Consider the following 24,783-nt stretch of genomic DNA (forward strand, 5'->3'; position numbering starts at 1 on the left):
AGAGAAGTTCCAAGAGCATTTTGAAACTTTAAAGGAGCTTCTATGCGAGTGATTGAAATTAAGACACCCGGTGGTCCAGAGGTTTTGCAGGTGGCAGAAAGAGCCCGGCCGGAACCAGGAACGGGCGAAGTGCTGATAGAAGTTCACGCCGCAGGAATCAATCGTCCGGACTGTGCACAAAGACAGGGAACTTATCCACCTCCGCCTGGTGCCTCTGACATTCCGGGGTTGGAGGTGGCAGGACGGATCGTCGCTGTCGGGAAAGATGTCACCCGCTGGAAGCTGTATGACGAAGTCTGTGCGTTAGTTACAGGGGGAGGTTACGCCGAGTATGTCTGTGCTCCGGAAGGTCAGTGCCTGCCCATTCCCGCCGGGATGAGCATGGTCGAGGCGGCCGCCGTGCCCGAGACATTCTTTACCGTATGGACAAATGTCTTTGAAAGTGGAGCCCTGAAGAAAGGCGAAAGCATTCTGATCCATGGCGGTGCCGGTGGCATTGGGACGACGGCCATTCAGATGTCCTCTGCCATGGGGGCTCGTGTTTTCACGACGGTTGGAAAGCGGGATTCTGTCGAGATCTGCAGAAATTTAGGAGCGGACCGAGTGATCATTTACAAGGAAGAGGATTTTGTCAGCGCGGTAAAAAAGGAAACTCAGGACCGCGGTGTGGATGTGATTCTGGATATGGTGGGCGGGGATTATTTTGCGCGGAATCTGGAGGCTTTGGCGATGCAAGGGCGTTTGGTGCAAATCGCCACTTTGCAGGGTTCTAAGGTGGAGTTGGATCTGCGTAAGATGATGTTCAAAAGACTGACTTTGACGGGATCGACTTTACGAGCGCGTCCCGTTGTCGAGAAGGCGCGAATTGCCCAGGCTTTGGAGGAAAATATCTGGCCGATGTTAAATCAAGGACAGATGAAACCCGTGATCTTTAAGATTCTGCCGTTGGATCGGGCCTCTGAGGCCCATGTGCTAATGGAGTCCAGTCAGCACACAGGCAAGATTGTTCTTCAGGTCAGATAGAGGCCGCTATTCCAAGTGCTCTCTTTGACGGGAGCTCTTGTCACATTTTCCCGTAAAGGCATGGTTGGTTGCGCGCTGTTTGGGTGCATTTTCGAAGAAACGACGCAAGCCCGGCACATTCACCTCAATCATCTGCTTCATCTGAGCCTGCGATGGGGAATGCGTGGTTCCCATTTCAAACAGCAAAGACCAGATGCCGTGTTTCCAGTAAGCGTAGTCTTCAAACGCTCCGTCGGCGGCATACAGAAGCTCTTTGGAGTTTCCTACCTGATAACCGCTTTCCACGACGGCATCCTTGGAAAGACCGATAAACGTGCTGTCGTACTGTGTCTGGGTGTCACGTGTAGAAAAACCCCACGGATAAAGCACTGCCGGCCAGTGAGTGTGCAAAGTGGCGGAGCTGACGATGTTGGCCTGTTCCAGGAATTCAGCCAGGGCTTTGGTGGCCTTGGACCTGTAAGACATACCTGATACACAGGGGCCTGGATAGTCGCGGTTCTGATCAACGGTGCCGTTAGATGTTCTTTCGTAACGATTGCGCGAATTGTAACCGGATACGTTCAGCACGGGAATGACATAGACGGTGTGCCCTGGAATTGGATTTCGCGCAAAGGCCTCGGCGGCTCCCAGAGCAACAGCTGTGGATCCGTATTCGTTTCCGTGGTGAGTGGCAACGATCAAGTCCGCCACCTCGCCATTGCCGATCTTCAGGCCTGAAATCATTTGACCGGAATCGGAAAGCCCGATGTCGATCCATTGTGTTGTTGTGGGGTTCTCCTGAGTAATTCGGCGAAGAGTGTCTTGCACACTTGTGTAATTGCTTGCAGGAGCGGCTTTCGTCATGAGGAAAAGAGACAAAATCATTTCTAGCATGCAACTAGGCTCAATGTGTTCTGGCACGAAGTCAAAATACCCCTCTGGGCCACTTTGACAAACTGGATTAAGGTCGTAGCCTGCGGCCCGAAGCTCAGCTCGTGTTGGGAATTCTGAAATCTGACAGAGCCAACTGATTTTTCAGACATCCGATAGTGATCAATCTAAAATAGGGCTTCTAGGAGGCTCTATGTTGAACGAACATCCTTTGAATGAAATCCAGAAAGTGGAAAACGAAATTTATCGTCTGCATCGTCGTCTGGAGTCCCTACGAAAAGAATCACCTGCGATGGAAGTGAAGAATTATATCTTTCACAGTCTCAATGCCGAAGTCACGCTGAGGGATCTGTTTGCGGATAAGAGCCGACTGATCGCCATTCATAATATGGGTCAAGGGTGTCGTTCCTGCACTTTGTGGGGAGATGGGCTGAATGGTTTTTTACCGGCTTTGGAGGATCAGTTTTCCGTTGTGATGCTGTCCAAGGATGCGCCTGAAGATCAGCGGCGTTTTGCCAACTCGCGAGGCTGGCGATTTAATATGGTTTCGCACGGGGGTGGATTGTACATTAGGGAGCAGAGTGTGCTTGCCGGGCAGAACAACATGCCAGGAATCGTCTGCTACGAAAAAAAAGGGGAGCGCATCTTCAGAAAAAACAGCAGCGTCTTCGGTCCCGGCGATGACTTCTGTGCCTTGTGGAGCATCTTAAGTCTGGCGGGAGTCGGGATGGAGGAGTGGACACCACAGTACTCTTACTGGCGTCGTCCTGAGCGGCTGGAAGATGGAGGCCAGAATCTTTCTCTGTGACAGTCAGGGATACATGGACTCTTCCAGGTCGCTTTGTGCCAGCCAGGCGCGTGCGACATCACGCTCTTTGCTGGTAAAAACCTCGATGTCCATTTTAACAATGGGATCCAGAAAGTTGCTGATGTTCTTGACCCAGTGGATGTCTGTGACAATGGCGGTTCTGGGGACCTTGTGAAGATTTTTAAGGCCAAAGCGAAGCTCTTTCCAAAAGACGGCCAGCTCGACCTTGCCAATGCCTCGCACTTCTTCAAGAAGGTTGACTTCACCCCATTCATCAATGCGTTTTTGCAGAAGATTCAGAAGGGCCGTGACGGATTCAGAGTTGATGTCGCCATCGATCAGAATTTCAATGTATCTAAACTTGGGATGTTCAGCTGTTACTTTCAGCATGCGAGCTCCTTCTTTCATTAACGTATGATTTTAGGAAGAAGCCCCGGGGTGACAAATTAAATTGCGAACCGTTGTTGATTCGCAAAGAAACTAAATAAGGACCAAATGGCGTTCGACTTCCAGAACGGGAGAAGTCAGGGGTTGGATGGTGACCTTCAGATCTTTGAACTTTTTGCGGGCCAGGCCAATTTCTTCGTCGATCTTTTCTTTGCGAGCTTTCAGCAGGAAGTACTTGCCACCCTTTTTGTAATAGTCGCGGCTAAACTCCAGGATGACATCCACCGGTTTGAACGCTCTGGAAGTGACCACTTCGATTTTCTCCAGCTTGGGTGGGATTTCACCGTGGATGCGCAGATTCTGAGCGATGGCTGTGCAGCGCTTAAGGAAGTCCTGTTTTAAATTACTCTTTTCATAAAGGTGATACTCAATATCCGGGAATTGAATGGCGTAGATCACTCCTGGAAGTCCCCCGCCGGACCCAAAGTCCGCAGCCACTTTAACATCCTTAGGGAACAGACTCAGAGGCAGCAGACAATCAATCACGTGATTGTCGATCAGCTCCTCATAAGTCATTTTTCGACTGATCAAATTCAGCTCTTCGTTGGCGCTCCAAAGAAGGTCGAGGTAAGCCTTGAGCTTAGGCAAAGCGGCCTCATTAAAGCCCAATTGTAAAAAGACGGGGATGCGTTTTTCAAAATACATACTTTGTTTTAAAGAGTTCCTGACAAAAAGGGAAGGTCTTTCCGAAGCCGACTTTAGGCGGAGCCCGGTTGCCAACAAGCAGCGACTAAGCCAATATTTGTATATGAGAACATCGGCACTACTATACTCTCTGTTTATTCTTTTCTTTGTATTTGATCCATTGCCTTCCCAAGCGCAGGGTCCCAAGGTGGTCCTGGTCAGCGGCTTCGACGATGTCCTTCGCCAAGCCCACAACACCAACATTCTTTCCGCGGGTCTGAAACTGATGGATAAGGATCGGTCCTATGCGGGTATGCCGGAACTCTATCGCCGTATGTTGGCCAGCAGTGGGGCCGGGCAGTTCTATGTCATCACGGGACTGACAAACTGGCTGGAGTCCCGGGTTGAGAAATTTATGAAGGACTATCAGTATCCGCCACATTCCGTCACAATGAGAGATTGGGTGACCGAATGGTCCATCACGAAATTTAAAATCCATCACATTGAGGAAGTTCTAAAAGTAAATCCCAACAGCCAGTTGGTTGTGATTCTGGATAATTCCACCGCCAGTCTTGAGCTGGCAGAGCTGTTGAAAGCTTTGCACCCGGGGAAAGTGGCTGAGATCTATCTAAGACAAACAGTCGAAGGGAAGACCTCGCCGCACGCCAGGACATTTGTGACTTCTTTCGATATTGCCTTCCGAGAGTTCGTCAGTGGGCGACTGAACGAGGAAGATCTGGTGGCGGTGGGCCGTTCCATTCTGAGTGAGAAAGATATGGAAAACTGGATTCCGGCCTATGCTTATTGTCCGAAGAACTATGATCCCTGCGCCGGGTTTTTAATTGGAGTCCGCGGCGTATGTGATGAGATGAAGACCAAAATTTCCAGTTACTGTCAAAGTCGTAAATAGCCTTAATTTACGGAATTTAGGCCAGTCCAATCTCTGAAATTTTCACTAGAATTTCGACATTTTTTTCAACAGTAAAGATCGGGGTTTGTCTGCCGATCTGTTACTTATGAAAAACGCCACAAACAAATTATTTTATATTGTTCTCGTTTTGTTCGTTGTTCAAATCATGGCAGGCTGTAAAACTTCGGAAGCTCCTCGGACGCAGGGTTCTGCTGACAACTCCTCTTCAGCCGTCGAACCAACCCCAACGCCCCAGCCGGTTCCCGAGCCGGATCCGGTTCCGGCACTGCCGCCGCCGACGACGACAGAAGAGGTCTTGCGCGAAGTCACACCTTTATGGGAAGGGAAAGTCAGTGGTGCCAAAGAATGGACGACGCATGTGGATCGTGAGCTGGATCGATTGGGGCAAAATCTGTTGGATGTGATTCCTGCGGATAAGAATTTGTTTTGTCCGAAGTATCAAAGTCTTTCTTACGCTCAACGAAAGCAGTATTGGGCCTTTATGCTGTCAGCCATGGTGCGCTTTGAAAGCAATTTTAAGACCGAGACTTCTTATACGGAGGACTTCAACGACAGTCATGGCAATCGTGTGATCAGCCGTGGTCTGCTGCAGATCTCGATTGAAAGCGGCAATGCGTATGGCTGTGGATTTAAGACCACCAAAGACTTGCACGATCCCAAACAGAATCTTAGCTGCGGTATCCGCATTCTGGATCGTTGGTTGGGGCGCGATGGGCGTATCGCAGGTAAGGTGGATGGAGCATGGCGCGGAGGGGCGAGATATTGGTCGGTGCTGCGCGCAGGCGATAAGACCAGCTACAAATCAATTCTGAGCTGGAGTCAGAATCTATCCTTCTGCAAGTAGTTTGATCTTAAGATGAACGGTGCTATGCTGATTCTCGTTTCCATATCTGAGCATAAAAAGGAGAACTCATGGCATCGATCACTCTTAAAGGCAACCCTGTAAAGACATCCGGCTTCCTTCCAGAAAAGGGCACAAAGGCAAAAGACTTTTCATTGGTGCGCAATGATTTGTCCGAAGTAAATTTGGCGTCTTATGCTGGCAAAAAGAAAGTTTTGAATATCTTCCCAAGTGTTGATACGGGCACATGCGCAGCTTCCGTCAGACGTTTTAATCAGGAAGCAGCCAAACTGGACAACACGGTTGTTTTGAATATCTCTGCAGATCTTCCATTTGCACAGGCACGCTTCTGTGGTGCTGAAGGCATTAAAAACTGCGAAACAGTTTCTTCATTCCGCAGCAACTTCGGTCAGGACTGGGGTGTGCAGATCGCGGATTCCCCGCTGGCAGGTTTGTTGTCCCGTGCGGTGGTGACACTTTCTGAGGATAACAAGGTTTTGCACGTCGAGCAGGTGGCTGAGATCGTGGACGAGCCGAACTACGAGGCAGCTCTGGCGTCTTTGCGTTAAGAGAGCCTGTTATAATTGCAGAGCGGCTTGAAACCCAGGGTTTGAAGCCGCTTTTACTGTCTCATTTCAGCAGTTTGTGGTAAGTCTGCCCCTTATGAAACTGCATACATCTTCGCATAAAGCTAAAACCTTTCAGGAAATGAATCTGGCGCCGGCACTGATGACGGCTCTTCAGAAAATGAAAATATCCAAGCCGACTCCAGTTCAGAGTCAGGCGATCCCCGTGGGTCTGGAAGGCTCCGATCTGATTGCCATTGCTCAGACTGGCAGCGGGAAGACTTTGGCTTTTGCCCTGTCATTGCTGACGACGTTGCATCAGAAACCACAAGCACGTGCCTTGATTCTGGTGCCCAGTCGGGAAATGGCTCAACAAATCTATAAAGTCTTTCTGGAGCTTTGTACGGAAATGCCGGTTTCAGTCTGTCTGGCCATTGGCGGAAGCACCGGTTCTAAGCAAGCCAATCAGTTGAAGAAGAATCCGCGTTTGATTATTGCGACACCGGGGCGCATGAATGATCATCTTTCTACAAACAAACTGCTGCTTCAGCATGTGGAAATCATCGTTTTGGATGAGGCGGATCGTATGCTGGACATGGGCTTTGCCCCACAGCTTAAAACCATTCAAAACACTCTGCGTGGCCCCCGACAGACAATGATGTATTCTGCAAGTTTTGGTTCGAATGTCGAGGCTATTGCAAAATTGTTCATGCGTAACGATGTGACGATGATTCGCTCAGAAAAAGCCGAGGCGCCGGTTTCCAGTCTGAAGCAGAAGGTTTTGTTCCTGGATCGCACTATGAAAAATGACCGATTGTTGGATGAGCTCAACGCCACCCGTGGCGGAGTCATCGTATTTACTGGTAATCAGGAATCCTGCGAAGCGGTTGGCAGTTATCTGCAAGAGTACGGTTTTTCGGCGGATCTGATCCACGGCGGTCTTTCTCAAGGGCAAAGAAACCGCGTGGTGCGCGCTTTCCGTGATGGAGAACTGCGCATTGTGGTTGCGACCGACTTGCTGGCGCGGGGTCTGGATGTTCCTCATGTCGATCACGTGGTGAACTTTGATCTGCCTTTTCAGCCGGAAGATTTCTTACACCGTATTGGAAGAACGGCGCGCGCCGGGCGTGCCGGTGAGGCGATTACGTTTGTGACCCCATCGGATACAAGGATGTACGGCCGTATCAAGGGATATCTGCAGGGGGCCGAGGAAATCAAGGTGGATCCACGATTCAGCTTTATTGATCGCTCCAAGAAACATCTGCGTGGCGATGCAAAGAGTTCGAAGACCGACGCAAGGACTGCACCGCCAGCTAAAGGCCGCGGTGGCAAGATCAATCCCTTTACCGGAAAGTCTGTGGCACCTAAAAAAGGTGTTTCAACAAAAAGGAAATAAGCATGAGCTCCTGGATCATTTATCACAATCCCAAATGCAGCAAAAGCCGCGAGGCTCTGGCTCTGTTGCAGGCCCAGTCCATTGATGCCAAAGTTGTTGAGTATTTGAAAGAGCCTTTGTCTGAATCTGAACTTCTGGAACTTCAGAATAAACTGGGTGTCGAAGCACCTGCCCTGGTTCGTACGAAAGAAGAGGACTTCCAGACGGCGCCGTTTGATGTGAACTCTGCGGAAGTGGTGGCTCAGAAGCTGGCCGCAAATCCGAAGTTGATGGAGCGCCCGGTGGTTGTGAAAGGCCCTGTAGCGGTTGTCGCCCGACCGACAGAGAATCTGAATAAGCTATTAAGCTAAACATGTATCAACTTGTGACAAGTGTGGGGAGGAAAATGACATTTCCTCCCGGACCTGTTTGAGTTTCCCCCGAGGACTGCCAGGCCTTCCATTTTAACTTCATCAGAATGCACAACCGCGTGCCAGAAAGAAAAATCTTCGTCCGCAGTGTTGATGAGGTTTTGCGCATTCAAGAAAAGTTCAGAGTCCCGTTGTTCGCGGTGGCGCGTAAGCAAAAATACTTCTGGAGTATTCGAGAGAAATTCTTCAACGACTAGTGCGCGTTGTGATATATAAACAAACAATGAGTAATAAGATCGGTGCGTATTGGAGATTCTTGGTTAATAGAGGTGTGTCGGCAAAGGATACGCCCAGTCGCAAAACGGCGATTCGCGCCTCCAATGTGGCTATGCTGACGGCCGTTCCGGCTTATCTTTCCTTTGACATCATTTATCTACTGACGGCTGACTATGTGATGATGTCAGTGAATGTGTTCTTTCTTCTTTGCGGCATCTTACTTCTGTTAGTCGTCGGTAACCCCAAATGGAATACTCTGACGCGTGTGGCTTTTTTAATTCAGGGGAATCTGGCGATCTTTGCGATTTCTTATGTGACAGGAAGAAGCTCTGGGGCCGAGTTCTTCTATTTGATGCTGATCTGTGTGACGTTCATCATGTTCGATAAGGAAGAAGAGGATCGATATGTCACTCCGTTTGTGATTTATACGATCACTTTGTTTGTGATCGGACAGTATCTTTTGCCCGAATCCCGTTTAAGTTTGCCTTCGATTGAAGGCGTTGGTTCTGATAATTATCGCAAGATATCGTTTCTGATTTCGGCGATGATGATTTTCTTCATCATCCGATATTTGCGCACAATCTATGCTCTGGCCCAGGCAGAACTTGAGCTTGAAGCGGGGCGGATTATCCACAATGAGCGAATGGTGGCTTTGGGTCAGATGGCCAGCAGCGTGGCTCATGAGATCAATAATCCCCTGTCGGTTATCAAAGGTTTAAGCGAAGTGACTTTGGAGGGGTTGGGCGAAGATGCTTTAGATCGATCCACAATGACGGACTATCTGACCCGAGTTGTTTCAATGTCCGAGCGGATCAATAAGATTGTCAGGTCTTTGAGTGTGTTTTCACGCAAAAATGAAGCTGATCCCTACTTGCCTGTGTCAGTTGAAAAAATAGTGAGTGATGCCTGCGTGCTCTTTGAAGATCAGTATTTGTCCAGGAATATACAATTCTTCCTGGAGCTGCCGTCAAAGAACGTTAAAATTCTTTGCCGTGAAGTTCAGATACTGCAGGTGTTGGTCAACTTGCTGCAGAATGCGAAGGATGCCATTGAAGATACCAAGTCCCCATGGATTCGTTTGCAGGTGCAGAAAGTAGGACCCATGGTCGAGTTCAGTGTTTCAGACAGTGGGCACTTCAAAGACATTCCTGGCACTGACAGGGTTTTTGAACCGTTTTACACCACCAAAGAGGTCGGCAAGGGGACGGGGCTGGGGCTAAGTATCAGTCAGGGGATTGTTCTTGCTCATGGCGGTGACATCTATCTGGATAACCAGTCGGAGCACACTCGTTTTGTCTTTACTGTTCCGCAAGCCTAAGGAAAGTAGGGATGCAGTTTTTTATAAGTGATAGCGACTATGAAGGTGGCTAGCACTAGCCACAAAAAACCTTTCCAGGTTCCCTTCAGATCGGCCTTGCTTAGTTCCATGTGAAAGATTGTCGCGGCAAATAGATAAATCCAGATTCCCAATTGCCAACTCAAGCCTGGAATGGATGACCAGGTGGGATGCTTTAAGAACATCTCGCCGCCGGGAACGAAGTATAAGGCCCCGGCCAGCAGAACGGGACCTACGATCAAAGGTGCAATGCCAATGAACAAATCCCCCATGGCGATCCAGATCTGTGGAATGAACAGGATATTCGGGACTTGGCGGGGCCGACTGACGACGTGACCATGGCTGCCGTTGCGGGCCTTGGGATCAAAAAGATTAAAGCCGACAATTTCGTGCAGAAACACCAGGGCCGCCAGCATATGGCTGATTTCATGAATCATGATCCCGGGGGCGAAAATCCATAAAAAAGCTTTTTCCCCTAATTTTTCCGCAATCCAGTTTCTAAGGCCGTACGAAATCCAGTGTAGAACAAAACCGACCGCAAAAGCTCCCCCAGAAAGCAGGAAAATTTTTTGGACGGCTTTAAGGCCAAAATTTAAAAGCACGCTTGTGTCAGTCATCTTGAATCATCCAATACTTCATCCTTCCATACCCGGCATTTGTCAGACAAGGCCTTAAGAGTTTTCTTGCCCCCGTTGGGATTGTGTTATGGGATAGGGGAAAGGAGATTTAAATGAAATCCAAACTGACATTGGTGGTGCGAATATTGTTGGGTCTGATCTTTTTTGCCGCAGGATTGACCGGACTTTTGAATCTGGTGCCACCTCCTGCGGATTTGCCAGAGCGTCTGGTGGCTTTCAATACCGGTCTGGCAGCGTCTGGCTATTTCTTCCCTCTTCTGAAGGGGACTGAAACCGTCTGTGGATTGTTGTTGCTCAGTGGTTACTTTGTTCCGCTGGCCTTGGTGGTTTTGGCTCCAATTGTTTTGAATATCGTTCTTGTTCATGCCTTCCTTGCGCCAAGTGGGCTTCCTCTGGCCATCATTATCGGGATGTTCACCTTGCATCTGGCGTTCTTTGCAGAACCTTATGCCCACGTTGTAAAAGGGCTGTTCCGTCGTAAATAGTCCCCACGGGCCCATTTTTAGTGGTTTTTGGCAGGCAGAAAGAGGTGATAACGTGTAGTAATCACAGGCTTTCTGCCTTTTTTTCTTTAGGATTTCACCCCTGTCGCCTTCTGTGGTAAATGCAATCATCTGTTTGACTTGTATCCATAGCGAGGTTCGCGTTGAAGTTTGAGAAGTTCCACCTATCTGAAGATCTGTTGCGCAACCTGCATGACAATGGTTTTTTCCGTACGACTGATATCCAGTTTAAAGCTATTCCGTCCATCTTAAAGGGCGAAGATGTCCTGGCCATTGCCCAGACCGGCACGGGTAAGACAGCGGCTTTTGCTATTCCAATCATCGACAGCATTCACGCCAGCAAAAGCAGCAAACGTTCCCTGGGCATTCGCTGCCTGGTGATGGTGCCAACGCGGGAACTGGCTCAGCAAATCGGCGAGGTCTTCAATCGCCTGTCCAAACACACCAAAGCCAAGCCATTCGCCCTTTATGGTGGGGTGGAGCAGGATGCGCAGATCAAAAAGCTCCAAGACGGTATTGATATTTTGATCACGACTCCGGGGCGTATGTTTGATTTGATCAGCCAGGGGTATGTGGATATCAGCCACATTGAAACTTTAGTTTTGGATGAAGCCGACCACATGCTGGATCTGGGATTCATCGAGGATATTGAATCCATCAAGCGCAAATTGACCCGTCGTCATCAGACGTTGTTCTTTTCGGCCACGATCAATCCGGAAATCAAGAAGCTGGCCTTTTCACAGGTGCGCAGCAACGCCATTCGTATTCAGATTTCCCCGGAAGATCCGGTGTCTAAAAATGTGTCCCACTTTGTGATGTTCGTGGAGATGGACGATAAGCGCTTCTTCCTGGCCGAATATCTGCACCAGAATCCGGATGGGAAGTTTATTATCTTCGTGCGCACCCGGGTGCGTGCAGAACGTGTTGCCAAGGCACTGGAGCGTGCGGGCATCACGTCTTTGACCTTGCACGGTGAAAAGGATCAGACCGATCGTGCGGAGGTTATGAAGGCTTTCCGCAATGGTGACTGTAAAATCATGATCGCGACGGATCTAAGTGCGCGCGGGATTGATATCCCTGATGTCACTCATGTGATCAATTATGACCTGCCGGAAAAACCTGCGAACTATGTTCACCGCATCGGGCGCACGGGGCGGGGATTCAATAAAGGAATTGCAGTTTCATTCTGTAGTCAGGACGAAAAAGAGCTTCTGACAGCCATCGAAGAGCTGCTGACGAAAAAAGTTGAAGTGATCAATGTGAGCAAGACCGACTATAAAGCTGTCATTTCTGCTCCGCTGGAAGATGACATTGACCGCAGTCTGGCAGCGATGCTGGCCAGCGAAGATGAATATAAGAAATCCAAAAAACGAAAAAAATAGAGAAACGATGAGCAACAATCCTGCACTCGTAAAACCATTTCTTCGGGGTCACTTTCATCAGGGCGCTTTTTACTTTGCCTTGGGTGCTTGTGCGATGTTGATTGCGGGTTGCAGAAGTTCGCGGGAATTTGTGGCGATGACCATTTATTCCGTGGGTCTTGTGACATTATTTGGTGTCAGTTCGTTGTATCACCGTATTAACTGGAACGAGAATTCGCGCCTGTGGATGAAACGAATGGACCATGCGGCGATATTCATCATGATTGCCGCAACAGGGACTCCCATTGGAGCTTTGGCTCTGAAAGAAAGTGGCCAGAATTTCTTGATCCTGGTTTGGGTGGCCGCTTTGTTGGGGGTCATTCAGTCCTTGTTTTGGGTGAAAGCACCCAAATGGCTTTCGGCGGTTTTGTATGTGGCGATGGGCTGGCTGGCGTCACCTTATATCTCTGATATCAAGGCGGCCCTGGGTTTTCCCAGCTTGATGCTGATTCTGGTGGGGGGCTTGATTTATACAATCGGAGCCGTCATCTATGCCGTTAAGAAACCCAATCCCTGGCCCAAAACTTTCGGATATCACGAGATCTTTCATATCCTGACAATCGTTGCAGCGACCTTGCATTTTATTGCCATTGTGATGCTGCAAAAGATGAGTAGTTGATCGGAATTTCATATCTGATTTAATTCTGAATATCGCTGTCGTTTAATCTCCTTTTGAGAGGGATTCTGTGAAGACGACTCTATTAGGCGAGTCTTTGTGAGAAAGTCGCCTAAAAAGGTTAAACTTCTAAAGACTTCGGTCGAAAAGCTTTAAGAGCTTTTATTGCCGGAGGACTAAATGAGAAATTATTTTATTCGCTCTTTGGTAAGCCTTCTTGCCGTCTTTTCCGTTTTGGGAATGGGTTGTGCGCCGAAGGCCGGTGAAGAAATCGGTGGTGGGGATCTGGCCTCCAGCTATCTGATTAAAGAGTGGACTTCGACTTGCGATGCAAAGGTTCACCCCGTCGTGGGCGAAGCGGATCACGTTCAGCGCGTGTTGGTCCTGGATGGAAGTGGCACCTACAGCTATCTTGAAAACTGGTATGCAGGCACCTGTTTGCCTGAAAACTACAGGGTGGCTCATTACGCTGGGGGCCTTTGGACCGTCAGCGGATCGACGATGGCATTTCATGTGCTGAGCTCAGAAACTGCCTCGATCATCGCATTTAATTTGGATGTTCAGGACAGCTTTAACACGGCCTGCGGTGGGACAAGCCCTTATCAGCCAGGTGGTGACATGGCTGATATCGGCCAGCAAAAAACCACTTATACGATGACTTGCTCAAACATAACCCTGCCCAATGCCTCTAACGACGACATCTACAATACCTTCAGCTACAGCAATGGTGTCCTGAGCCTGGGGGAAAATTCGGTGGGAGTGCCTGGGGTGTTTGATGCGGGCTCAGTGCCAGCGACAGCAACGGTCAACTTTAACTAAGAAAGACCTGCCTCAAGCGGAGGGCCTACATCAGGTTTGCGGTCTAGACCCCGACAATTTAGTTGCCTGATCTTAGGGTCGAATTAAGATGAAGCCTATGCCGTCTCAACGAACACTCCTGGCACGTGCTCCCAGTCGGGATGTAGCTACAGTTTTATTCCTGGATATACGTGGGTTCTCTCATATGTTTGATGAGCATGATCCGATGGAAGTTCTTCATTTCGCGAACACCGTTCTCTCTGAATTAGGCATGGTGGTGGAAGCCTGTGGGGGAGTCGTCGATAAATTTACCGGGGACGGGTTCTTGGCTCATTTTGGAGTCCTGGAAAAAAATACGACTCATATTCAGGATGCCTGCTGGTGCGCCGTGCGGATTCGCGAAAGTGTGGCAAAACTAAATCTTCAGCGTTACTTCGCGGATCAGCCTGTCGTTGCGGTAGGCATGGGCATTCACACGGGCGTCGTTGCCTCGGGTGTGATCTCAACCTCTGTAAAATCAGAATTTACTGTTCTTGGGGATGTCGTGAATCTTGCGGCAAGGATTGAGAATTTGACAAAAGAGTTTCTTGTGGACTGTTTGGTCTCTCAGTCGGTCTTTGAGGCGTGTAAAGAGCGTATGCAATTTCAGAAAATGCCCTTGCGATCTTTAAAGGGTGTTAAGGCAAGCCAACCGACTTATTGGTTGTTGCCCACAAATAGCTTCTTATAAATTCTTAGGAGAACTCGATGATTTTTAACAATGGCCACATAACACCAGAAGCTCTGGCCGAATTAAGTCGCCACACTGATTTAATTGAGTGCGAATGCCCGGCCCATCTGATGGCGATTCTGGCGAAGGTTCGGGAGTTTCACGATTACACAACGGAATGTATCACGAAGTACCCCAAGGATGCCGCGACTCACATCTGGCTTCAGACTGCCGCCAAGAATATCGATGCGATGTTATCTAATACCATTGTTCAGTTGGCGCGGATGGAAGGCTTTGTCAGCGAAGAGAATGAATTCGTCAGTCGAAAGAATTTAAGCGAGTAGCTTGATCAAAAATGGCGGAGAGGATTTCCTTGGAAAATTCTTAAGGGATTTCAATATCCTCTCCACTTTAAACTACCATCTATGACAAGATTGTCAGTGAGATAAATCTACCTTCCGGCTCTGGCTTTGACATGGATTATTTCAGGGATGGCATGAAAATGAAAAAGAATGGAGATTTACTTGATACTGATATTTTAACGTCATTGTTTTGGGGACGATATTTTAAGAATTCCATCAGGCCGATTACCGTAGTCACGTGTGACCCCCAGGACAGATTTCTTACAAGAGTTAGTATAATGAAGGGAATCTATAGGGCTGTTAGGGACGCTGCAGAAAAAAGCTTTCCATATGCACCTCTTCATCAAGGGCATGTTATTTTTTGCGACAATCAGGCGAATATTTTAAGGATTCAATCAATAGCGGATGTTGAGGCTACTTGCAGCGGTGCGCAGACATGCCGCAATGCGTTGCTCAAATCTAGCGCTCAGGTTTCGTTATCCAGTAAAGCAATATAGATTTGAATTTAATAATGCTGTGATGAGTGGTAGAAAAGCCCAAAATTACGGCATTTTTGGTGGCTTTGGAGAGATATGAAAGAAAACCTTGTTTTGAACCTAGTACCATTGAGATTGAATAAAAGCTCAATCGAGGTTTATTTCTCCGAGGATACAGAAAATGATTGCTCTCAAGTAAGAGGTTCTAAGCTTAGAGACCTGGAAGGCTTCCCATTCGAAGTGGAACCTAATAAGAGCTATTCTTGGTCTTTACAAGCATTTGAAAATTCCGAGCCTTTTCAATTAAAATTTAATGCATTTTTCGAAACTCCAACGGTTCGCTTTATTGAGGGTGAACTACTTCAATACCTACGCTCAAAAGAGTTTATTTGTGGAAACGGACATATTGGAGAAATTGAAGTTTTAGAACCAAACGGACAAGAAGACGGTCTTGCGAGATATAAAAAATTTTCGTTGGCCATACACCCTCCGAACAAAAGAATATTTGGTCAAAAAACTGGATGGTACCTATCTATCAACTATCGTGGTTTGGCGTATTTGACGTCGGATATTACTGCTTTGTCTGCTCAGGCACAGAGCTCAATTAAGAAGATTGCTGATGGCCCCGTTCTTCAACGCTGGCATCGTGATCATGCTGCTCCCGCTCAAGCTAAATATTATTTGTCTCGGGAAGGTCGTTTCGAGATTGGAGTAACTCCAAGAAGAGTTGAAAATAAGTATTTAAATGCTTTCAAAGAGATTGAAAGATTTTATCACGAGATGATGTTTGCTAAAAAGATCAGCGATGGTTTTTCAGTTTTGGAGTCTGGTCTCCTGCGAGTTCCAGACTCACAGATTCAATACACTCAGAGCGGTAGTAATCTACTTGTCTTTGCAGAGGAGCAAACTCACTTCAGTACATATTATGGTTTGAAGGAATTTGGGCCATATCAAGTTCCCCCTAGGGAGCATCGATTCATTTTTGTATTCCATGAAAATGACAAGGATCTCGCAAATCAGCTGTTCTCGTATCTGAATAAGGGTTTCAAAAGTTATCCAGGACTTTCTAGGTTTGTTGGTGTTCAGGTAAAAATTGATACCCAGCGATCTATTCGCTTTTCCTCCGAGTTGCCATCAGGTGAAATCACAGAAAAGCTTGCAAATATGACGTTAGAGCCAAATATAACCTACTGCGCACTCTACATATCTCGAATAACGAAGGATGAGAAAGACCCGGCAAAAAATTCTGAGTACTATAAGATTAAAAAAGCATTGTTAGACAAGAATATTAGTTCCCAGGTCATTTTTAAAGAAAATATTCTGAAGCCGAGTTTTAACTATTTTTTACCAAATATATCAATTGCGATTTTAGCCAAAATTGGTGGAATACCTTGGCGATTAAAGGCTCCGGCTAAGGATGATCTAGTCATTGGATTTGGCGCATTCAAAGGCAAAGACAGAAGATATCTTGGTACGACGTTCTGCTTTAGAAATGACGGTACATTTGTCGGCTTTGATTCTGCGCATGAGCCTGATGTTGAACATCTGGGTACATTTTTCGAACAGGCAATTAAAAATTATCTAGATAATTTCGATTCAGTGAAAAGAGTTGTCATTCATTTTTACAAAAAAATAAATGACAGAGAAGAAAGAGCTCTTAATCAAACCCTAGAACGATTGAACATTAAGGTTCCTTATATTGTTGTTAATGTAGTTGATGGGGATAATCACGATATAATTTTCTTCGATCAGGACTATGCTGGAAAGATGCCAACAAGTGGCGTTTGTGTGAAGCTAGATAACAGAACCTTCCTGCTTGCAAATAATACTAGATATAAAAACAACTCGGCCGGGAATATTGATGATTATCCTTTTCCTGTGAAAATTACTTTCTCGGCAAAAGATTTAAATCTAGTGGAGTCTGATATTCGTGAGGTCATAGATCAAATTTATCAGTTTTCAAGAATGTATTGGGTTAGTGTTAAACAAAAGGGAAAACCAGTTACTGTAATCTATTCCGAGAAGATTGCACGAATGAATTCGTTTATGGAAACTTTGGCTGTACCAAACACTGAAGTAGCAAAGAAATCACTTTGGTTTTTATGAGTAACGAGAATACGTTTAAAAAAGTAGTTTTTCTGCTGGGAGCTGGGGCATCAATGGATGCTGGATGCCTTTCGTCAAAGCAGATGTTACTTGATTTACGTCATTCCATAAATACGTTAGACGATCAAAAGCAACGTGATTCCTTTAAAGGAATTTATGACTTTATCTTATCAAGTCTGTCCTACCAAATTACCTTTAAAAACCCTGATTTAGAGGCATTAGCTGGTCAATTGCCGAATATAGAAGATTTTGTGATGTTGTTGCGCCAGCTAATTGATCGGGAGTTTATTATCCCGAGTCCCTTGGTGGCGAGTTGGAATGATAAAATCAGTATATGGGAGTCTAGAGACGGAGCAATATTCACGCAGTTTTTGGATTTTATTTATGAGCGTTTGCTGAAGAAGTGGCTGGTATTTGACGAGGGAAAAGCTGCAGATCTAGTTGCTCCTATCAAAGCCTTAATTGGTGCTCCTGAGCGTTTCAATGTAAGTATCTTTTCTTTGAATTATGACCAAATTTTCGAAAAGAACTTTTTACTCCCAGGAGAGGATCTGTTGGACGATGGCTTCTCATCTCAAACATGGGACGGAGAATTCGAAGATCCAGCATCGCCTGCAAAGATTAAATTATACAAACTCCATGGTTCATCAAATTGGTATTTTGATGAGCTTCAAGAGCAGGTCAGATGCCGACCACCTGGTGAAGTAGGAGATGTAAGACCTCTGATCATTTTTGGATCAAGTTATAAGATGCAATCCTATGATCCGTTTTTAACTTTGCTAAGTAGCTTTAAGCAGAAATTAGATGCTGCTACGCTTTTCGTTGTTATTGGTTATAGTTTTCAAGACAGATATATTAACAATATTTTGATTCAAAGCTTGAATAGCGACCCAAATAGAATTGCGTTGATTGTCGATCCCGGTTTGCAAAACAAAACGAATGAACAATTTGTGAATCAACTTGAAAACACACAAAAAGCTAAGTCTCTAACAGAGGTAATTAATTTGACTAAAATTAGTTATGCGAAGGTAAAGATTTTACCAGTTACTGCGAAAGCATTTTTCCAAGAGTATCTGGGAAACAATGCCGCAAAATTATCTGAAGAACTTAGTGCGATTGAATCAGAAAGTCTTCTATTCTAAATTACTAATAGCGCTTTCCGCGCTTATCGCGCGTAAGGTTTTTCCTGTAGTTGGTTCGGCTGTAGTTGATGAACTAAAAACTACAGCCCAAACTACAAACAGCAATCACACGGAAAAATCTCCCTAGGTAACTCGAGATAATCGAAGAAAAAGGATCTGAGAAGTCGGATTCATCCAACCATTTGATGGTATTTTGCTTTTATAAATTTTCAGTTTATTTTGTATCGAACAGAAGAAAATTGGCGGAGAGAGAGAGATTCGAACTCTCGGTAGGCTTGTGACCTACACACGCGTTCCAGGCGTGCGCCTTCAACCACTCGGCCACCTCTCCGCAAACAGGAACGTAAAGAGAAGCCAAGATAGCATAGCGCATTGCAGCAAGGCAAGAGCTTCTACGGAAAAAAGACCTCACTCACTGAAGTATTCGTACAAATCCTCCTGCCGGACCCGGGCATAGTGGGCCTTTTGTTTGGCTTTAAGGGCTCGGGCCTCCACAAAGTTCCAATAAACGATCTGGTAGATGAAAAATACGAAAACACCTCCGGCTACTGCTAGGAACAAGGGGCGGTTGTCCTCCCACTCGGCCATCCCTGTGAACAGAACCAGCGGGTGCATAATGAACAAAAGGGCGTGCAGCCACATTTCTTCAGCGGAACAGTACTTGCGATGCACCCATTCATCTTTGGTCACCAGCAGGCAAGACCCGATGGCCATCACATAGTAGACGATTTCGGTGGTCGGAGTGCGATCCACAAAAGTTAAAAACAGCAAACACGCGATCACCGAGAAAGTGTCTATAGGGTGCCCAATACGTTCCCACCGAGGCAGGCCCCGGCGTCGGTGAAAGACAAATTCATCAAACAGGATCACGGCTCCCTGGACGACCGAGGCAATTAAGAACGCGCTCATAGTTTCTCCATCAAACTTCCACAAACAGTCAGACCCGGACCGAAAGCATAACTGATAATCGGAGTTCCTGAAGGCACGGAATCATCGCGCAGAATTTGTTCCCACAGGTGAGGCAAAGTCGCCGAAGACATATTCCCCCGCTGACGTAACAGCTGCCGACTGTGATGGACCTGTGATTCCTTTAGCTCCAGATGTTTTACCGTCTGGTCGATGATTTTGGGGCCTCCGGGGTGAACGGCGAACAATCCGTCTTTCATGATGGAAGCCACATCAAATCCCCTTTCGCTTAACCAACGCTGAGTGAATTCCCGGATCTTATCGCCCACCATCATCGGAACATCCTTCGACAGAGTCATTTTCATGCCCCAGTCTGACACCATCCACTCCATGGCTCCTGTGGTGTTCGGCAGAAGCTCTTCGTAAAGGGAAAGAACCTTGAATCCTTTTTGCGGTTGATTCTGGGATAAAGAGTAGGCAATGCAGCCATCCGCGAAAAGACTTTGAATCACCATCTGTTCCAGCGTCGGATCTTCAGGGTTCATATGCAGACTGCACAACTCTGTATGCACCAGATCCACTTTCTTCTTTTTCCCCAAAATACTTTCATTGGCCAAAAAGCCCGAAGCCATGCGCAGGGCGGGGAAAGCGCCATAACAACCCATATGGTAAGAGTGAGTCACTGTGACCGGCGTTTTGGACTTCACTGCCGTCATCTGTGCCGCACTGGGGGAAATGTATCCCGTGCAACTGACATGGATCAGATCATCCGGAAACGGACGTTCGGTGTAAATGCGATCAAAGAGTTCGGTGACGATCTTGTGATAGTACTCATGGCGCCGATGCATGCTGACGCCGTGGGAGTTTTCTTTCACCGGATAGATGGGCTTGTCCTCCCAACGGGTCTTTTCGACATCCGGAATGAAGAAATACCTTTTTTCGATTTGCGTTTCCGGACAGCCCACGCGCTGAAGCATCTTGAGGTATTCTTCCTGCGAAAACCCCTGCTTCTTCTGCGCCAGTTTGTGAGCTTCAGAAAGCCACTCGAGGCATTCCTTTTGGTTTTTTTGATAAGGCGGCTGAATGGAGTGAAAGTTTTCTAAGTACATGCCTTGAGGCTAAGAGATCGCCTCAAGGCTTGAATAGATCCAGTGTTACGAAACAGGCGGCTTTGGTTTTGATCTCCACTCTTTATCGACGATCAAACGCGCACCCCGTTTGAAGGTGAAGTAGGCATAAGCCCATTGCCAGATGACGAAGACCTTGTTCTTAAAACCAATTAAATAGTAGACGTGAATGAAGAGCCACAAAAGCCAGGCAAAAAAACCGCTGAACTTCAGATTGTGAATCTGTGCAATGGCCTTTCTGCGACCGATCGTCGCCATCTGTCCCTTGTCGAGATACTTAAACTCGGTCCGCGACTTTCCGCTAATTTCATTTAGAATGACATTCGCCGCATGCACACCTTGTTGCATGGCTACCGACGCAAGGCCAGGCAAGGATTTGCCGTCTTCTGTTGGGAAACACGCTTGGTCCCCCAGCACAAAGACCTCCGGATGATTCTTCAGGCTTAAATCTTTTTCGATGAGCACGCGGCCCCCGCGATCCAAAGGCACATTCAGGGTTTTGTTGATGCTGGAAGGTTGAACCCCGGCGGCCCACAAGATCGTGGACGCCGTGATCACTTCGTCGCCTAAAACCACGGAATCAACGCGCACATCTGTGACTCGGGTGTTCGTCCAAATCTGCACTCCCAGATCTTCCAGATCCAGAGCTGCTTTGCGGGACAGATCTGGATGGAAGGCGGCCAGAATGCGTGGACCTGCTTCAATCAGAATGACACGAGTACGGGAAGGATCAATATGGCGGAAGTCTTTGGTCAGTGTGTGGCGGCTGATTTCGGCGATCGTTCCGGCCAGCTCAACACCTGTGGGACCGGCTCCCACAATGACGAAGCTTAGTTGTTGTTTTTGTTTTTCGGGATCCGTCTCTTTTTCTGCCAGCTCAAAGGCCATCAAAACACGACGGCGAATTTCAGTGGCTTGTTCCAGTGTCTTTAATCCCGGTGCATTTTCTTCCCATTCGGGATGGGCGAAATAGCTGTGCTTGGCACCGCAAGCCAGAATCAAATAGTCATAGTTGATATCGCGACCGGGAACACGAATTTTTTTATTCAGTAAATCGACCGATTCAAGATTGTCCAGAAACACGGAGATGTTTTGATACTTGGAAAGAATGCCGCGAATCGGGCCCGAGATTTCCGCAGGTGAAAGTCCCGCGGTGGCAACTTGATAAAGTAAAGGTTGAAATAGATGATAGTTGCGCCGGTCGATCAACGTCACAGAGACATCTTCTTTATTGCCGAGCGCACGAGCTGCCTTGAGACCTGCAAAACCACCACCGACGATGACGACTTTTTTAGTTGGCATATATACCTCTGGGCCCACCTTAACATTTTCTCTGATAGAGAGAAATAGAAAGGCCTTTATCTGGTTGCGAAATGACTTGGGCTCTGAAGGATTTATTTTCAACAGTGTTGTCGTAAAAACAACACTGTTGTGAATTGGATTCTTTAAGTTTGTCGTTTGACTCCGATCTGCTTAACAAGAGAAATATGCAGATTGGAATTTAGGTCTAGGAATTAGAGGTTTTTGGCAGCTTGGTGTTGCTTCGGACCAACAAGATACAAAGCAACAATGCCGGAACGCCAATCAGGGCTGTTCCCAGGAAGAAGATGGCATAAGATTCCATCAGTGCATGAGTTTCAGAAAGCTTTTGCACAACCAGTCCCGAGAATCCTTTTAAAACTTTTCCCAGCAGAGCATAGAACGAACTGAGCAGCGCATACTGTGTGGCTGTATAACCCAGAGTGGTCAGGCTGGACATGTAGCCCACCAAAGCGGTGCCTGCAAATCCAGTGGCAAAGTTATCCACGATCATGGCACCCGTGAACACTTCCGTGCTGGGGCCGACCATCGCCAGAACAGAGAACCCCAGATTGGAGGCCGGTCCAATCACAGCACCGATCAGCAGGGTTGAAATAAACCCAAATCGAACCGCGGTCAGTCCTGCCGCCGCAACACCCACGACAGATGCAATCAATCCGATGGAGCCACGCACAGCCCCCACGGTTTCTTTCGTCAGTCCCAGATCCGCATAAAAGGGATTGGCCATCGGACCCATGACAAAGTCAGAAAGGCGGTACAGGCAGACCGCCGCCAGAATTAAAATTGCGCGGTGGCCGTGTTGTTTAAAGAAGGATATAAAAGGACCTGCCACAGCATCGAACAGGCCGCGAGCACTCCACAGTGGGGCCACATCGGCAACGGCAGGGCCTCTTTTGGGTTCTGTGGCAAACAAAGTGGCGATGATTCCTACAGCCATCAAGGCGCCCATCGCAGTATAAGAAATCGACCAGCCGATGGCGCCTGCCAAAATCAAAATCAAGGCATCAGTGACAAGCAACGATGCGCGATAACCCAATTGATAGGAAGATGACAAAAGCGCCATATCCTCACTGGCATCGGAAACCTCGATCCTCCACGCATCCACAACGATGTCCTGTGTGGCTGAGGCAAACGCGGCGATAGCTGCGAGCAAGGTGAAGAGCATCAATCCACCTTCAGGCTTCACATAGGACATGCCCAAAAGGCAGAGCCCCACAAGGATTTGAGAGATGATCATCCAGCCACGACGACGGCCCAGCCATCTTCCGACCAGCGGAGCATCCATTTTGTCGATCAAAGGTGCCCACAGGAATTTCAGCGAATAAGCCAGACCCACCCACGACAGAAAGCCGATGGTGGCTAAGGCAATACCGCTTTCACGCAGCCAGTAACCCAAAGTATTACCGACCAGCATGAAGGGAAGTCCGGAAGAAAAGCCCAAGGCCAGCATAATTGAAACTTTAGGTCGGGCCAACGAGCGGATGGTGTCCATCCAACTCAGACGTCGTGATTTTTTAACAGTTGTCATTTCTGTGCTGTCTTTCCCAGTTGCTTTCTCATCTTCCAAAGAAGGTGGCTGATGTAAGGGCGGCGGGTTTCACCCGTCGTCACCATCAGAAGTTTCGTGATCTTCAAGTTCACGGCATCCGTGTACAGAAGTATTAACATTTCATAGATGAAGTTCGTGTTCAGTGTCACGTGATTGTCGGTGCCGACGCCCAGCTGAACACCTTTTTTCTCCCACCACGAAAACGGGTGGTCTTTGTAATCTTCAAACTTGCCGGTCAGCTTGTTGTTTGAAGAGGGCAGGGATACCAAAGTAACACCTTTTTGAATCATGCGATTTAAAACGTCGTGCTGGTAGTGTTCAACTTCACGGGCCGTGTGGAACTTGGCTTTGACAAAAAGAATGTCTTCTTCCGCTGTCAGCTTGACTCCCTTGTGAAGTTTTTCAAGGACATGACGGTTAAAGCCCCAATCCAGCTCATTCAATTCGCGGAACAGGGGATCCTTTTCCGTGATGGCCTGTCCTTGCTGGTTTTTCGCCAGAATATCCTGATAGATGCGGTGGAAGTATTTGTTGGGATTAATCCCCAGGCTGATTCCGTGTTCCAAAGTGTCGATGTGCCAGATGTTCATGGCGTTATCGACGGCTTGAATGCCCTTTTTCAGGGTGTGCCAGGTTTCGCCGTGATGCGAACGAATCTTGAATCCGCGATATTGCAACTTGCGGAAGCCGGCTTGCATTTCATTGAAATGCTCTTTGCGATAAAGTTCACGTTCATCTCCGACCGTGTCCACATCACGCAGATGGCGTTCCAGGAACGGATATTTGTCGATCATGTCCACGATTTCGTTGATCTGGGCCATGAAGTGTTCTTGCCGGGTTTCGTATTTTTCTGAATCAAAGTGATTGGCTTCTTTTCTGAACGACGGTGACAAAATGAAGTCGAAGTTGGGGTGTTTTTCCTGGAAGGCGCGGAAACCCTCGTACAAACCCAACACCACGTCTTCAGATGTGACACTGTCAATTCCGGGAATTTGTTCAGAAGAGCTGGCGGTCGAACGTGACAGGGAAAACTTCAGGCGCACACGACCGACGTTGAATTTATAATAGAGCTCCTCGGCCATGGAATAGGCCGCTTCTTTGTGAACTTCGCGGTTGATGAAGATCAACTTCGGCAGATACAAAATTTTCAGATAGCGCGAAAAGCCTTCATTTTCCTGCAAACGGATCAGTCGATCCACGTCCTCGACGGAGTTAATCGGCAGGGCCTTGTCACCATAGACCTCTGCGATCTTCTGTTCGTAGATGGCCTTGTCAGGGCCCTCCAGAAGTTTCTTCAGGCGTGGATAAATGAATTCGGCCGTGATGGCACCGGTCAAATGGATGTGTTCTTCGTGATACTTTAGCGGGAAGTTTTTAAAGAACTCAAAAAGAGCGGCAGACAGCGGGTGCTTTAACAGCGACGAAATCGTGACCTGGTTGATCTGAAAGCTATTCAGCAGTTCCCGAAACTCGACAACCAGCTGATAAGCGTCCGGACTTTCGTTCTTAAGTTTAGATGAAATCAGCAGGTCAATGGTGTCGGAAAGAGAGATTCCGTTTGTTTCGCTGATGATGGTGGTAAGAGCTGTGGTCAGCTTGTTGTGAACATCCTTATTCACGGAATTCCTCCTGACAAAACGAG

Annotated in this window: 26 protein-coding genes and 1 tRNA gene; 17 read left to right on the plus strand and 10 right to left on the minus strand. The window is 47.5% G+C overall.

Annotated elements, in window-relative coordinates; genetic code table 11:
- Positions 1-42: 42 nt before the first annotated feature.
- Positions 43-1,023, plus strand: coding sequence for an NAD(P)H-quinone oxidoreductase (locus ACZ5ZZ_RS01370; protein WP_464140915.1), 981 nt, complete (start codon positions 43-45; stop codon positions 1,021-1,023).
- Positions 1,024-1,029: 6 nt separating this feature from the next.
- Here the strand turns inward: ACZ5ZZ_RS01370 and ACZ5ZZ_RS01375 are convergent, their stop codons facing one another.
- Positions 1,030-1,896 (minus strand): M14 family metallopeptidase, encoded by an 867-nt coding sequence (locus ACZ5ZZ_RS01375; RefSeq protein WP_464132927.1) that lies wholly within the window; start codon positions 1,894-1,896, stop codon positions 1,030-1,032.
- Positions 1,897-2,086: 190 nt separating this feature from the next.
- Between ACZ5ZZ_RS01375 and ACZ5ZZ_RS01380 the strand changes: the two genes are divergently transcribed.
- On the plus strand, positions 2,087-2,701 hold the full coding sequence (locus tag ACZ5ZZ_RS01380) for a DUF899 family protein (RefSeq protein ID WP_464132929.1): 615 nt from the start codon (positions 2,087-2,089) through the stop codon (positions 2,699-2,701).
- A 3-nt stretch (positions 2,702-2,704) separates the two neighbouring features.
- On the opposite strand, the gene ACZ5ZZ_RS01385 is transcribed toward ACZ5ZZ_RS01380, so the two are convergent.
- Both ACZ5ZZ_RS01385 and ACZ5ZZ_RS01390 read right to left on the minus strand, forming a co-directional pair.
- Positions 2,705-3,091, minus strand: coding sequence for a SpoIIAA family protein (locus tag ACZ5ZZ_RS01385; RefSeq protein ID WP_464132931.1), 387 nt, complete (start codon positions 3,089-3,091; stop codon positions 2,705-2,707).
- Positions 3,092-3,181: 90 nt separating this feature from the next.
- Positions 3,182-3,793 (minus strand): 16S rRNA (guanine(527)-N(7))-methyltransferase RsmG, encoded by a 612-nt coding sequence (locus tag ACZ5ZZ_RS01390; protein ID WP_464140918.1) that lies wholly within the window; start codon positions 3,791-3,793, stop codon positions 3,182-3,184.
- 103 nt (positions 3,794-3,896) lie between these two features.
- Here ACZ5ZZ_RS01390 and ACZ5ZZ_RS01395 point away from each other — a divergent pair, with 103 nt between their 5' ends.
- The 7 genes from ACZ5ZZ_RS01395 to ACZ5ZZ_RS01425 all read left to right on the plus strand — a co-directional run bounded on the left by ACZ5ZZ_RS01395 (position 3,897) and on the right by ACZ5ZZ_RS01425 (position 9,450).
- Entirely contained in the window at positions 3,897-4,682 is a 786-nt protein-coding gene (locus ACZ5ZZ_RS01395) for a phosphatase domain-containing protein (RefSeq protein WP_464140919.1), read from the plus strand.
- Between the two features lie 106 nt (positions 4,683-4,788).
- Positions 4,789-5,547 carry a transglycosylase SLT domain-containing protein gene (locus ACZ5ZZ_RS01400; RefSeq protein WP_464132938.1) on the plus strand — a complete coding sequence of 253 codons (759 nt, stop codon included), beginning with the start codon at positions 4,789-4,791 and terminating at the stop codon, positions 5,545-5,547.
- 68 nt (positions 5,548-5,615) lie between these two features.
- Complete coding sequence (gene tpx / locus ACZ5ZZ_RS01405; RefSeq protein WP_464132941.1) at positions 5,616-6,113, plus strand: thiol peroxidase; 498 nt, start codon at positions 5,616-5,618, stop codon at positions 6,111-6,113.
- A 94-nt stretch (positions 6,114-6,207) separates the two neighbouring features.
- Positions 6,208-7,506, plus strand: coding sequence for a DEAD/DEAH box helicase (locus ACZ5ZZ_RS01410; RefSeq protein ID WP_464140920.1), 1,299 nt, complete (start codon positions 6,208-6,210; stop codon positions 7,504-7,506).
- A 2-nt stretch (positions 7,507-7,508) separates the two neighbouring features.
- Positions 7,509-7,856 carry an arsenate reductase (glutaredoxin) gene (arsC, locus tag ACZ5ZZ_RS01415; protein ID WP_464132945.1) on the plus strand — a complete coding sequence of 116 codons (348 nt, stop codon included), beginning with the start codon at positions 7,509-7,511 and terminating at the stop codon, positions 7,854-7,856.
- A 119-nt stretch (positions 7,857-7,975) separates the two neighbouring features.
- On the plus strand, positions 7,976-8,113 hold the full coding sequence (locus tag ACZ5ZZ_RS01420; RefSeq protein ID WP_464140922.1) for a hypothetical protein: 138 nt from the start codon (positions 7,976-7,978) through the stop codon (positions 8,111-8,113).
- Positions 8,114-8,139: 26 nt separating this feature from the next.
- Positions 8,140-9,450, plus strand: coding sequence for a sensor histidine kinase (locus ACZ5ZZ_RS01425; protein WP_464140923.1), 1,311 nt, complete (start codon positions 8,140-8,142; stop codon positions 9,448-9,450).
- Here the strand turns inward: ACZ5ZZ_RS01425 and ACZ5ZZ_RS01430 are convergent.
- A complete protein-coding gene (locus ACZ5ZZ_RS01430) occupies positions 9,447-10,085 on the minus strand; it encodes a hypothetical protein (protein WP_464140926.1) in 639 nt (212 codons plus the stop codon). The two genes, ACZ5ZZ_RS01425 and ACZ5ZZ_RS01430, sit on opposite strands and share 4 nt — an antisense overlap.
- 113 nt (positions 10,086-10,198) lie before the next feature.
- Between ACZ5ZZ_RS01430 and ACZ5ZZ_RS01435 the strand changes: the two genes are divergently transcribed.
- The 8 genes from ACZ5ZZ_RS01435 (at position 10,199) to ACZ5ZZ_RS01470 (ending at position 18,239) form a co-directional block, all read left to right on the plus strand.
- Positions 10,199-10,591 carry a DoxX family membrane protein gene (locus tag ACZ5ZZ_RS01435; RefSeq protein WP_464132950.1) on the plus strand — a complete coding sequence of 131 codons (393 nt, stop codon included), beginning with the start codon at positions 10,199-10,201 and terminating at the stop codon, positions 10,589-10,591.
- 161 nt (positions 10,592-10,752) lie between these two features.
- Positions 10,753-11,991 carry a DEAD/DEAH box helicase gene (locus ACZ5ZZ_RS01440; RefSeq protein WP_464132951.1) on the plus strand — a complete coding sequence of 413 codons (1,239 nt, stop codon included), beginning with the start codon at positions 10,753-10,755 and terminating at the stop codon, positions 11,989-11,991.
- Positions 11,992-11,998: 7 nt separating this feature from the next.
- Positions 11,999-12,649, plus strand: coding sequence for a PAQR family membrane homeostasis protein TrhA (gene trhA, locus ACZ5ZZ_RS01445; RefSeq protein WP_464132954.1), 651 nt, complete (start codon positions 11,999-12,001; stop codon positions 12,647-12,649).
- 177 nt (positions 12,650-12,826) lie between these two features.
- The gene (locus ACZ5ZZ_RS01450; protein ID WP_464140928.1) at positions 12,827-13,465 is read left to right on the plus strand and encodes a hypothetical protein; all 639 of its coding nucleotides are present in this window, start codon (positions 12,827-12,829) and stop codon (positions 13,463-13,465) included.
- Between the two features lie 97 nt (positions 13,466-13,562).
- Complete coding sequence (locus ACZ5ZZ_RS01455) at positions 13,563-14,174, plus strand: adenylate/guanylate cyclase domain-containing protein (RefSeq protein WP_464140929.1); 612 nt, start codon at positions 13,563-13,565, stop codon at positions 14,172-14,174.
- A 17-nt stretch (positions 14,175-14,191) separates the two neighbouring features.
- Entirely contained in the window at positions 14,192-14,497 is a 306-nt protein-coding gene (locus ACZ5ZZ_RS01460; RefSeq protein WP_464140931.1) for a hypothetical protein, read from the plus strand.
- Positions 14,498-15,087: 590 nt separating this feature from the next.
- Positions 15,088-17,097 (plus strand): Piwi domain-containing protein, encoded by a 2,010-nt coding sequence (locus tag ACZ5ZZ_RS01465; protein ID WP_464140933.1) that lies wholly within the window; start codon positions 15,088-15,090, stop codon positions 17,095-17,097.
- On the plus strand, positions 17,094-18,239 hold the full coding sequence (locus ACZ5ZZ_RS01470) for an SIR2 family protein (protein WP_464140934.1): 1,146 nt from the start codon (positions 17,094-17,096) through the stop codon (positions 18,237-18,239). Before ACZ5ZZ_RS01465 ends, ACZ5ZZ_RS01470 begins: the two co-directional genes overlap by 4 nt.
- A gap of 240 nt (positions 18,240-18,479) precedes the next feature.
- Here the strand turns inward: ACZ5ZZ_RS01470 and ACZ5ZZ_RS01475 are convergent.
- From ACZ5ZZ_RS01475 to ACZ5ZZ_RS01500, 6 genes are all read right to left on the minus strand, one after another.
- Positions 18,480-18,570: transfer RNA gene (locus tag ACZ5ZZ_RS01475), tRNA-Ser, on the minus strand.
- A 77-nt stretch (positions 18,571-18,647) separates the two neighbouring features.
- The gene (locus tag ACZ5ZZ_RS01480; RefSeq protein WP_464119811.1) at positions 18,648-19,148 is read right to left on the minus strand and encodes a hypothetical protein; all 501 of its coding nucleotides are present in this window, start codon (positions 19,146-19,148) and stop codon (positions 18,648-18,650) included.
- Positions 19,145-20,254 (minus strand): 3-oxoacyl-[acyl-carrier-protein] synthase III C-terminal domain-containing protein, encoded by a 1,110-nt coding sequence (locus ACZ5ZZ_RS01485; protein WP_464119812.1) that lies wholly within the window; start codon positions 20,252-20,254, stop codon positions 19,145-19,147. The genes ACZ5ZZ_RS01480 and ACZ5ZZ_RS01485 overlap by 4 nt, the downstream gene beginning before the upstream one ends.
- A gap of 45 nt (positions 20,255-20,299) precedes the next feature.
- On the minus strand, positions 20,300-21,574 hold the full coding sequence (locus ACZ5ZZ_RS01490; RefSeq protein WP_464140936.1) for an NAD(P)/FAD-dependent oxidoreductase: 1,275 nt from the start codon (positions 21,572-21,574) through the stop codon (positions 20,300-20,302).
- Between the two features lie 205 nt (positions 21,575-21,779).
- Entirely contained in the window at positions 21,780-23,120 is a 1,341-nt protein-coding gene (locus ACZ5ZZ_RS01495) for an AmpG family muropeptide MFS transporter (RefSeq protein ID WP_464119814.1), read from the minus strand.
- Positions 23,117-24,760 (minus strand): amidohydrolase family protein, encoded by a 1,644-nt coding sequence (locus ACZ5ZZ_RS01500; RefSeq protein WP_464140937.1) that lies wholly within the window; start codon positions 24,758-24,760, stop codon positions 23,117-23,119. Before ACZ5ZZ_RS01500 ends, ACZ5ZZ_RS01495 begins: the two co-directional genes overlap by 4 nt.
- Between the last annotated feature and the right edge of the window lie 23 nt (positions 24,761-24,783).

The organism is Bdellovibrio sp. HM001, from assembly GCF_055397275.1.